The following is an 11,419-nucleotide window of genomic DNA, read 5'->3' as shown; positions in this document are numbered from 1 at the left end:
TGGCGGTCGAGGAGACCGTCGAGGCGCAGGGCGCGGCGGGCCGGGTGGCCGTCATCGGCTCCCTGCGCCGCGGCGAGGGCGGCCTGCCCCGCTTCTGGCTCTCGCTCGGCCAGGCGCACACCGCCGGTGTCGACGTGGACTGGGACGCGGTGTACGCAGGAACGGGCGCCCGGCGCGTGGAGCTGCCGACCTACGCCTTCCAGCGCGAGAACTTCTGGCTCATGCCGTCGGCGCAGGGCGGTGACGTCGGAGCCGCCGGTCTGGACCGGGTGGAGCACCCGGTGCTGGTGGCGGCCGTCCAGGTCGGCGACCGCGACGAGTGGGTGTTCACCGGCCGTATCTCCACCGACTCGCAGCCGTGGGTGCGCGACCACGTCGTGCTGGGAGTGACGATCGTGCCGGGTACGGCGTGGGTGGAGCTGGCGTTGGCCGCCGGCCGCCGTGTGGGTGCGCCGGTGGTGGACGAGCTGGTGATGGAGTCCCCGCTCCTGCTGGAGGAGGGGACGACCGCGCAGCTGCGGGTCACGGTCGGTGCGGCCGGTGAGGACGGCCGTCGTGAGGTGGTGATCTTCGCGCGGCCCGAGTCCGGTGAGGACGAGTCGGCCGAGTCGGTCTGCCATGCGCGTGGCTGGCTGAGTGCGGAGGAGTCCGCGCAGGCTTGGGTGCCGCGGGAGTGGCCGCCGGTGAGTGGTGCGGAGATGGCGGGCGAGGCGCTGTACGCGGGTATGGCGGAGCTCGGGTTCGACTACGGGCCGGTGTTCCAGGGCGTGCGTACGGCATGGCGTGCCGACGACGTGGTCTACGCCGAAGTGGCCCTGCCCGGCGACACCGGGGGAGAGGGCTTCGGCCTTCACCCGGCGCTGTTCGACGCCTCCTTGCACGGTGCCTTCGCGGAGAAGGGGTCGGACGACGGCGGGACGATCCTGCCGTTCTCGTGGTCGAAGGTGAGCGGTGGTCGCACGGGTCTGTCCCGGGTGCGCGTTCGGATCTCGTCCGCCGGCGAGTCCGCTCTGCGGATCGACGTGGCCTCGGAGCAGGGTGAGCCGGTGCTGAGCCTGGAGCGGCTGGACATGCGTCCGGTCGACCCGGCGCAGCTGGAGCGTCTGCGGCGCGGCGGCGGGCAGTCGGCGTACGAGCTGGGCTGGGCGCCCGTGACGCTCGGCGCGAGCCGGCCCGTGCGGGTCGAGACGCTCGGCGGACTCGCCGGCCTGGCGGAGCTGGAAGGCGCCGTAGCCGAGGGCCGCTCCGTGCCCGACGCGGTGGTCGCCACGATCGGCACCCCGGACGGTGACACGGCCGAGGCGGCCCGGGCCGCCACCGGCGCTGTACTTGCCCTGGTGCAGCGGTGGCTGGCGAGTGAGTGGCTGGGTGAGTCCCGGCTGGTCGTCACCACCCGTGGTGCGGTCGCCGTGGGCGGGGAGAGCCCGGACGTCGCCCAGGCGGCGGTGTGGGGTCTGGTGCGCAGCGCCCAGTCCGAGCACCCCGACCGGTTCCTCCTGGTCGACCTCGACCGGAGCGGCGACGAGCCTGACTGGGGTGCGCTGCTCGACGCCGACGAGCCGCAGCTCGCGGTCCGTGGCGGCCGAGTTCTGGCGCCGAGGCTGTCCAGGGCGTCGGCCGGGGAGTCGGTGACCGGGTTCGACCCGGACGGCACCGTACTGATCACCGGTGGTACGGGTGGCCTGGGTGCGCTGTTCGCCCGTCACCTGGCGACCGCGCACGGCGTGCGGCATCTGGAGCTGATCAGCCGGCGCGGCCCGGAGGCCGACGGGGCCGCGGAGTTGGTGGCGGAGCTCGCGGAGCTGGGCTGCGAGGCCCGCGTCACCGCGTGCGACGTGTCCGACCGGGAGCAGCTGGCGGCCGTGGTCGCCGGCTTGGAGCACCCGTTGACGGCGGTCGTGCACGCGGCCGGTGTCCTCGACGACGGTGTGATCGAGTCGCTGACGCCCGAGCACATCGGCCGGGTCATGCGGCCCAAGGTGGATGCCGCCTGGCATCTGCACGAGCTGACGGCCGACAGCGACCTGTCCGCGTTCGTGCTGTTCTCGTCCGTGGCGGCTCTGATGGGCAGCCCGGGTCAGGGCAACTACGCCGCCGCGAACGCCGCGTTGGACGCGCTGGCCGCGTCCCGCCGGGCGGCCGGGCGGCCCGGCACGTCCCTCGCGTGGGGCGTGTGGTCGGACGCGACCGGCATGGCGGCTCAGCTCGGCGAGGCCGAACTGGCCCGTCTGGAGCGGATGGGCATGAGCGCGCTCACCGCCGAGACCGGTCCGGCCCTGTTCGATCAGGCGCTGGACGTGGACGCGTCGGTGGTGGCCCCGGTCCTGCTGGAGACCACCGCGCTGCGCGCCCAGGCCAGGGCCGGGATGCTGCCGCCGCTGCTGCGCGGCCTGGTCAGGCTCCCGAGCCGGGCCGAGACGGGCACGGGCGGGCTGGTCCAGCGGCTGGCCGGAGTGCCCGAGGCGGACCGCGAACGGATCGTGCTGGAACTGGTGCAGGCCCAGGTCGCGGCCGTACTGGGCCACGCCTCGGCCGCGTCCGTCGAGCCGGAACGCGCGTTCAAGGACCTGGGTTTCGACTCGCTCAGCGCGGTCGAGCTGCGCAACCGGCTCACCCAGGCCACGGGCGTACGGCTGCCGGCCACGCTCGTGTTCGACCACCCCACGCCGGCCGCCGTCGCGGAACTGCTGCTGTCGGAGATCGGCGGCGGGGAGCCGGCCGAGCCCCTCATCGACCAGGAGGTGAGGAAGCTCGAGGACATGCTCGCCGCGAGTTCCGCGGAGGAGCAGCAGCGGGTGGCCAAGCGCCTGCGCACCCTGCTGTCCGGCATCAGCGCCGCAGGCGCGGGGGACGGCGCCCAGGGCGAGAAGAAGCAGAGCGCCCGGGAGCGGATCGAAGCGGCCACCACGGCCGAGGAAATCTTCCAGATGATCGATGTGGAGCTGGGCGAGGCATGACGGGGGAAGCAGGAATGACGGAGAACATCGATCAGCGGGACGATCAGCAGGAAAAGCTCGTCCGCTACCTGAAGAAGGTCGCGGTCGAACTCAACGAGACCCGGGCCCAGCTCGAAGAGGTCGAGGCCCGGGCGACCGAGCCGCTGGCGATCGTCGGCATCAGCTGCCGCTACCCGGGCGGCGTCACGACGCCCGACGAGCTGTGGGACCTCGTGGCCTCGGGACGTGACGCCATCACCGGGCTGCCCACCGACCGCGGCTGGGACCTGGAGCGGCTCTACGACCCGGACCCCGACCAGACCGGCAAGGTCTACGCCCGCGGCGGCGGATTCGTGGACGGCATCGGGGACTTCGACGCGGAGTTCTTCGCGATCAGCCCGCGCGAGGCCCTGGCCATGGACCCGCAGCAGCGCCTGCTGCTGGAGGCGTCCTGGGAGGCGTTCGAGCACGCCGGCATCGACCCGACCGCGCTGCGCGGCAGCGACACCGGCGTCTATTGCGGCCTGGGCGTCACCGACTACAGCCTGGCGCCGGAAGGCAGCCTGCCCCAGGTGGAGGGCTTCCAGCTGACCGGAGGCTCGGCCAGCGTCTCCTCCGGCCGTATCTCCTACCTGTTCGGCCTGGAGGGCCCTGCGGTGTCCGTCGACACCGCTTGCTCCTCCTCCGCCGTCGCCCTGCACCTCGCCGCCCAGGCGCTGCGCTCCGGCGAATGCTCCCTCGCCCTCGCCGGCGGTGTGGCCCTCATGCCCGGCCCGTTCATGCTGCGGGAGTTCAGCCGGCAGCGCGGCCTGTCGACGGACGGGCGGTGCCGTGCCTACGCCGCCTCGGCCGACGGCACCGGATTCGCCGACGGCCTCGGCCTGGTCGTGCTGGAGCGGCTCTCCGACGCCAAGCGCAACGGCCGGCGCATCCTCGGCCTCATCCGCGGCACCGCCATCAACCAGGACGGCGCCAGCAACGGCCTGACCGCCCCCAACGGCCCCTCCCAGGAACGCGTCATCCGACGAGCCCTGGACAACGCCGGACTGCGCCCCTCCGAGGTCGACGCCGTCGAAGGCCACGGCACCGGCACCAAGCTCGGTGACCCGATCGAGGCGCAGGCACTGCTCGCGACGTACGGCCGTGAGCGGGACGGCGACCCGCTGTGGCTGGGCTCGATCAAGTCGAACATCGGTCACACGTCGGCTGCGGCCGGTGTGGCCGGTGTGATCAAGATGGTGATGGCGATGCGGCACGGGATGCTGCCGCCGACCCTGCACGTGGACGAGCCCTCTCCGCACGTGGACTGGGAGTCGGGCGAGGTCCGGCTGCTGACCGAGCCGCGTGAGTGGGCCGCGGACGGCCGTCCCCGCCGGGCGGGCATCTCGTCGTTCGGTGTGAGCGGTACGAACGCGCACATCATCGTGGAGGAGGCCCCGGCCGAGGAGCCCGTGGCGGCGGAGGAGCCGGCCGAGCCGGTGGCCCCGCTGCCGGTGGTGCTGTCGGCGCGCAACGATGTGGCGCTGCGGGCGCAGGCGGAGCGGCTGCGGGCGCACCTTGCCTCGCGGCCGGAGCTGTCCGTGGTGGACACGGCGTACTCGCTGGTGACCTCGCGGGCGTTGCTCGACCGCCGTGCGGTGGTGGTGGCCGGCGACCGAGATGAGCTGCTGGCGCGTCTGGCCGAGGTGACCTCCGGTGGCTCTGCGGCGCCGGGCAAGTCGGCGTTCCTGTTCACCGGTCAGGGGTCTCAGCGGCCGGGTATGGGCTTGGAGCTGGCCTCCCAGTACCCGGTGTTCGAGCGGGCGCTGAGCGAGGTGTGCGCGGAGGTCGACCCGCGGCTGGGGCGTTCTCTGCGTGAGCTGCTGGCGGCTGATGGTGATGTGCTGAACTCGACGGAGTTCACGCAGGTTGCGTTGTTCGCGGTCGAGGTGGCTCTGTTCCGGCTGGCTGAGTCGCTGGGCGTTCGTGCCGATTACCTGATCGGGCATTCGGTCGGTGAGATCGCTGCCGCGCATGTGGCGGGCGTTCTCTCTCTGGCGGATGCGGCCGAACTGGCGGTGGCTCGTGGTCGGTTGATGGGCGCGTTGCCTTCTGGTGGGGCGATGGTCGCGGTGCAGGCCGGTGAGGCGGAGGTCGCTGAGTCCCTCGAAGGGTTCGAGGGCCGTCTGGAGATCGCCGCCGTCAATGGTCCGCTGGCGGTCGTGGTCTCGGGTGACGAGGACGCGGTGGAGGAGTGGCTCCCGCGCTGGGAGGGCCGCAAGACGACCCGCCTGCGCGTGTCGCACGCCTTCCACTCCCCGCGCATGGAGCCGATGCTCGACGAATTCCGCGCTGTGGCCGACAAGTTGCGCTACGACGAGCCGCGTATCCCGGTCGTCTCCAACGTCTCCGGCGAACTGGTCACGGCGTTCGACGCCGACTACTGGGTGCGCCACGTCCGTCAGGCGGTCCGCTTCGCCGACGGCGTCCGCACCCTGTGGGACCTGGGTGTCCGACGTTTCCTGGAGCTGGGCCCGGACGCGGTGCTGACCGCGATGGCCCGCCAGTGCGTCGAGGACGACACCGAGGCGGCGTTCATCCCCGCCCTGCGGGGCAAGTACGGCGAGAGGGAGACCTTCGCCGGGTTCCTGGGGCATGCCCACACCGCCGGTGTCGGAGTCGACTGGGAGGCGTTCTACGCCGGTACCGGCGCTCAGCGGGTCGAGCTGCCCACCTACGCCTTCCAGCGGGAGAACTTCTGGCTGATGCCCTCGGCACAGTCCGGGGATGTGACCGCCGCGGGTCTCGACCGGATGGAGCACCCCGTGCTCGCGGCCGCCGTGCAGTTCGGCGACCGGGACGAGTGGGTGTTCACCGGCCGGATCTCGATCGAGACCCAGCCGTGGGTGGGCGACCACGTCGTCATGGGCCTGGTCATCGTGCCCGGCACGGCCTGGGTGGAGCTGACCGCGGCCGCCGGCCGCCGAGTCGGCACGCCGGTCGTGGACGAGCTGGTGATGGAGTCCCCACTGCTGCTGGAGGAGGGAACGAACGCCCAGCTGCGGGTCACCGTGGGCGCCGCGGGCGAGGACGGCCGCCGTGAGGTGGCGATCTTCGCCCGGCCCGAGTCCGGTGACGACGAGCAGGGTGAGACGACCTGCCACGCGCGCGGCTGGCTGGCCGCGGAGGACGCCGCACCGGTGCCGTCGTGGGTCCCGGCGGAGTGGCCGCCCGCGCAGGCCGTGGAGATGACCGCGGACGAGCTGTACGCGGGAATGGCCGAACTCGGCTTCGACTACGGCCCGTTGTTCCAGGGCGTGCGTACGGCGTGGAAGGCCGGCGGCGACTCCTACGCCGAGGTCGCCCTGCCCGGCGACACCGGGGGAGAGGACTTCGGCATCCACCCGGCGCTGTTCGACGCCTCCCTGCACGCGGGTCTGCCGCAGGACGGGCCGAGGGACACGGCCGTGCTGCCGTTCTCATGGTCGGGGGTGCGCACCGGGCGGCGTGGCCTGTCCCGGGTGCGCGTGCGTATGCGCCGGGTCGACGACACCGCCTTCGGGCTCGACGTCGTCAGCGAGCACGGTGAGCCGGTGCTGAGCCTGGAGCGGCTGGACATGCGTCCGGTCGAGCCGGCGCAGCTGGAGCGTCTGCGCAACGGCGGCAAGCAGTCGGTGTACCGGCTGGACTGGACCCCGGTCGCCCAGGTCGTTCCGGCCGCGGACGGCGCCGGGCAGACCGTCCGGGTGGTGGTGCCGGCCGGTGCCGTCGCCTCCGGACAACCGTTCGCGGACCTGATCGCGCTGGAGCAGGCCGTCGCCGACGGGGGCACCGCTCCCGGCCTGGTCGTCGCCTCGGTGGAGAGCCCCGGGTCCGATGTGCCCGGCGCGGCCCGGGAGGCCGCGGCCCGGGCCCTGGCGCTGGTGCAGCGCTGGCTCGCCAGTGAGTGGCTGGGCGAGTCCCGGCTCGTCGTCACCACCCGCAGGGCGGTCGCCGTGGGCGACGAGACGCCCGACCTCGCCCAGGCCGCGGTCTGGGGTCTGCTGCGCAGCGCGCAGTCCGAGCACCCGGACCGGTTCCTCCTCGTAGACGTAGACGTAGACGTAGACGCAGACGTGGCCGCGGACGAGGACCTGGACAGCGACGAGCCGGACTGGAGCGCGCTGCTGGACGCGGAGGAGCCGCAGCTGGCCGTGCGCGGGCGGGAGGTGTTCGCGCCGCGGCTGAGCGCGGCCGCCACCGTCGACGAGGACGCCTGGCACCTGTCCGTCACCCACAAGGGCTCCCTCGACGGTGTGGAGATCACGCCGTCCGGCGCCCGTCGGCCGCTCGCCGCCGACGAGGTGCGGATCGGGGTCCGCGCGGCGGGTGTGAACTTCCGCGACGTGCTGATCGCCCTCGGCCTGTACCCGGACGAGGTGCCGCTCGGCGCCGAGGCCGCGGGTGTGGTGCTGGAGACCGGTGCGGACGTCACCGAGTTCGCGCCCGGTGACCGGGTCTTCGGCATCGTCATGGAGTCGTTCGGGCCGGTGGCCGTCGCCCAGCGGCAGCTGCTCGCCCGGATGCCCGACGGGTGGTCGTTCACCCAGGCGGCATCCGTGCCGGTGACCTACGCGACCGCCTACCACGGCCTGGTGGACCTTGCCGGGCTGCGGGCGGGGGAGCGGGTGCTCGTGCACGCCGCCGCCGGTGGCGTGGGCACGGCGGCCGTGCAGATCGCGCGGCACCTCGGCGCCGAGGTGTTCGCCACGGCCGGTCCGTCCAAGTGGGACGTCGTGCGCGCCGCCGGTGTCGCCGCCGGCCACATCGCCTCCTCGCGTGAACCGGGCTTCAGGGACGCCTTCCTCGACGTCACCGGCGGCGCCGGAGTGGACGTGGTGCTGAACTCGCTGACCGGCGAGTTCGTCGACGCCTCGCTCGACCTGCTGCCGCGCGGCGGCCGGTTCATGGAGATGGGCAAGGCCGACATCCGGGACGCCGAGGCCGTCGCGGCGGAGCGGCCCGGCGTCATCTACCGCGCGTTCGACCTGTGGGAGGCGGGCCCGCGGCGCCTGGGCGAGCTGCTGGCCGAGATCGTCGACCTGTTCCGGCAGGGCGTGCTCCGGTTCCCGGCGATCCGGACCTGGGACGTGCGGCAGGGCCGCGAGGCGCTGCGCCACCTGCGGGAGGGGCTCAACGTCGGCAAGGTCGTACTGACCGTGCCTGCGCCGCTGGGCGCGGACGGCACCGTACTGATCACCGGTGGTACGGGTGGCCTGGGCGCGCTGTTCGCCCGTCACCTGGCGACCGCGCACGGCGTGCGGCATCTGGAGCTGCTCAGCCGGCGCGGCCCGGAGGCCGACGGGGCCGCGGAGTTGGTGGCGGAGCTCGCGGAGCTGGGCTGCGAGGCCCGCGTCACCGCGTGCGACGTGTCCGACCGGGAGCAGCTGGCCGCCGTACTCAACGGCTTGGAGCACCCGTTGACGGCGGTCGTCCACACGGCCGGTGTCCTCGACGACGGTGTGATCGAATCGATGTCGGCCGAGCAGATCGACCGGGTCATGCGCCCGAAGGTCGACGCGGCCTGGCATCTGCACCAGCTGACGGCCGACAGCGACCTGTCCGCGTTCGTGCTGTTCTCGTCCGTGGCGGCTCTGATGGGCAGCCCGGGCCAGGGCAACTACGCCGCCGCGAACGCCGCGTTGGACGCGCTGGCCGCGTCCCGCCGGGCGGCCGGGCTGCCGGCCACGTCCCTCGCGTGGGGTCTGTGGTCGGAGACCGCGGGCATGGCGGCAAAGCTCGGGGAGGGTGAGCTGGCCCGTCTGGAGCGGATGGGGCTGAGCGCGCTCACCGCCGAGACCGGTCCGGCCCTGTTCGATCAGGCGCTCGACGTGGACGCGTCGGTGGTGGCCCCGGTCCTGCTGGAGACCACCGCGCTGCGCGCCCAGGCCAGGGCCGGGATGCTGCCACCGCTGCTGCGCGGCCTGGTCAGGGTCCCGGGCCGGACCGGTGAGGCGAGCGCGGGCGCGCTGGCCCAGCGGCTGGCCGCGGTGCCCGAGGCGGACCGCGAACGGATCGTCCTGGAACTGGTGCAGGCCCAGGTCGCGGCCGTACTGGGCCACGCCTCGGCCGCGTCCGTCGAGCCGGAACGCGCGTTCAAGGACCTGGGTTTCGACTCGCTCAGCGCGGTCGAGCTGCGCAACCGGCTCACCCAGGCCACGGGCGTACGGCTGCCGGCCACGCTCGTGTTCGACCACCCCACGCCGGCCGCCGTCGCGGAACTGCTGCTGTCGGAGATCGTCCCCGACGCGGCCGGCAGGCCCCACTCCGAGGAGGACGAGATCCGCGCGCTGCTGTCGACGATCCCCGTCGACCGGCTGCGCAAGGCCGGACTCCTGGACACCCTGCGCGAACTCGCCGACAACGACCCGCCCGAGGAGGCCACCGACGACGGGGACAGCGCCTCCATCGACGACATGGACGCGGAAGCCCTCATCCGGATGGCCCAGGAGGACCTCGCATGACCCCGGCCCCGGACGACCCGAGAGGCCCCCGCACGACCCCGGCTCCGGACGGCACGAGGGGCCCCCGCACGACCCCGGCCGACACCGCCCGCGCCGCACTGAGCCTGGAGACGAAGGAATAGAGATGGCCACCGATCAGAATCAGCTCGTCGAGGCGCTGCGCAAGTCCCTGAAGGAGACCGACCGGCTCCGCCAGCTCAACAAGCGGCTGCTCGCGCAGGCGAGCGAACCCCTGGCGATCATCGGCATGAGCTGCCGCTACCCCGGCGGCGTCACCAGCCCCGACGAACTGTGGGAGCTGGTCGCGTCCGGACGCGACGCCATCAGCGGGCTGCCCGACGACCGTGACTGGGACCTCGAGCGCATCTACGACCCGAGCATGCGCCGCCCCGGCGCCGTGTCCACCAGCGGCGGCGGATTCCTCGACCGGATCGCCGAGTTCGACGCGGAGTTCTTCGGGATCAGCCCCCGCGAGGCGCTGGCCATGGACCCGCAGCAGCGGCTGCTGCTGGAGGCGTCCTGGGAGGCGTTCGAGCACGCCGGCATCGACCCGACCGCGCTGCGCGGCAGCGACACCGGCGTCTTCTGCGGCGTCGGCACCACCGACTACTGCACGCTGCCCGCGGGCAGCCTGCCGCAGATCGAGGGCTTCCAGCTCACCGGCGGCGCGGCCAGCGTCTCCTCCGGCCGTATCTCCTACGTCTTCGGCCTGGAGGGCCCGGCGGTGTCCGTCGACACGGCCTGCTCCTCCTCCGCCGTCGCCCTGCACATGGCCACGCAGGCGCTGCGCGCGGGCGAGTGCTCCATGGCCCTCGTCGGCGGCGTGACCGTCATGTCCGGACCGTTCCTGCTGGCCGAGTTCAGCCGCCAGCAGGCCGTGTCCCCCGACGGCCGCTGCCGCGCCTACGCGGCCTCCGCCAACGGCACGGGCTTCTCCGACGGCCTCGGCCTGGTCGTCCTGGAAAGGCTCTCCGACGCCAAGCGCAACGGCCGCCGCATCCTCGGCCTCATCCGCGGTACCGCCGTCAACCAGGACGGCGCCTCCAACGGCCTCACCGCCCCCAACGGCCCCTCCCAGGAACGCGTCATCCGCCAGGCCCTCACCAACGCCGGGCTCACCCCCGCCGACGTCGACGCCGTCGAGGGCCACGGCACCGGCACCGTCCTCGGTGACCCGATCGAGGCGCAGGCGCTGCTCGCGACGTACGGCCGCGAGCGGGACGGCGAGCCGCTGTGGCTCGGCTCCATCAAGTCGAACATCGGCCACACCTCCCTCGCCGCGGGCGTGGCCGGTGTGATCAAGATGGTCATGGCGATGCGCCACGGTGTCCTGCCGCAGACCCTGCACGTCGACGAGCCCTCCCCGCACATCGACTGGGAGGCGGGCGAGATCGAGCTGCTCACCGAGGCCCGGCAGTGGCCCGCGGGGGAGAAGCCCCGCCGTGCCGCGGTGTCCTCCTTCGGCGTGAGCGGCACCAACGCGCACATCATCCTGGAGGAGGCCCCCGCCGAGGAGCCCGCCGCCGAGGCCACCGAGCCCCGCCCGCTGCCGGCCGTCCCCGTGACGGTGTCCGGCCGCACCGCCGCCGCGATGCGCGCCCAGGCCGACCGGCTCCGCGCCCACCTGCTGTCCCGGCCGGACCTGTCCCCGGCCGACGTCGGCTTCTCCACCGCCACCACCCGGGCGCACCTGGAACACCGCGCCGTGGTGGCCGCCACCGACCGCGACCAGCTGCTGTCCGGACTGACGGCCCTGTCCGTGGGCGAGCCCTCGCCCGTGGTCGCCGAGGGCCGCGCCGCGACCACCGCCAAGCCGGTGTTCGTGTTCCCGGGTCAGGGTGCGCAGTGGGAGGGCATGGCGGTCGAACTGCTGGACTCTTCCCCGGTGTTCGCGGCCGAGATCGCGGCGTGCGGTGAGGCGCTGGCCGAGTTCGTGGACTGGCGTCTGGAGGATGTGCTGCGCGGCGCCGAGGGTGCGCCGTCGCTGGAGCGGGTGGATGT

Annotated in this window: 4 protein-coding genes; all 4 read left to right on the top strand. The window is 73.5% G+C overall.

Going from position 1 to position 11,419, the window contains the following annotated elements; all coding sequences use genetic code 11:
* Positions 1–2,957: SDR family NAD(P)-dependent oxidoreductase (locus ACIGXJ_RS36925; RefSeq protein ID WP_399655269.1), on the top strand; the 2,957-nt coding region annotated here is incomplete at its 5' end.
* 14 nt (positions 2,958–2,971) lie between these two features.
* Positions 2,972–9,418: an SDR family NAD(P)-dependent oxidoreductase gene (locus ACIGXJ_RS36920; protein WP_399655266.1), complete on the top strand. Its 6,447-nt coding sequence runs from the start codon at positions 2,972–2,974 to the stop codon at positions 9,416–9,418.
* The gene (locus ACIGXJ_RS36915; RefSeq protein WP_399655263.1) at positions 9,415–9,540 is read left to right on the top strand and encodes a hypothetical protein; all 126 of its coding nucleotides are present in this window, start codon (positions 9,415–9,417) and stop codon (positions 9,538–9,540) included. Before ACIGXJ_RS36920 ends, ACIGXJ_RS36915 begins: the two co-directional genes overlap by 4 nt.
* 2 nt (positions 9,541–9,542) lie before the next feature.
* Positions 9,543–11,419 (top strand): type I polyketide synthase (locus ACIGXJ_RS36910; RefSeq protein WP_399655260.1); only part of this gene is annotated, 1,877 nt, incomplete at its 3' end.

The sequence above is a fragment of the Streptomyces sp. NPDC053367 genome (assembly GCF_044545925.1).
GTDB lineage: Bacteria > Actinomycetota > Actinomycetes > Streptomycetales > Streptomycetaceae > Streptomyces.
Note: the sequence above shows the minus strand (reverse complement) of the source record. Positions and strands in the feature narration are given on the sequence as shown.

Excerpts from the sequence above, each read along its gene's own strand:
- ACIGXJ_RS36920 (WP_399655266.1), top strand. The coding sequence starts at position 2,972 with ATGACGGAGAACATCGATCAGCGGGACGATCAGCAGGAAAAGCTCGTC.
- ACIGXJ_RS36915 (WP_399655263.1), top strand. The coding sequence starts at position 9,415 with ATGACCCCGGCCCCGGACGACCCGAGAGGCCCCCGCACGACCCCGGCT.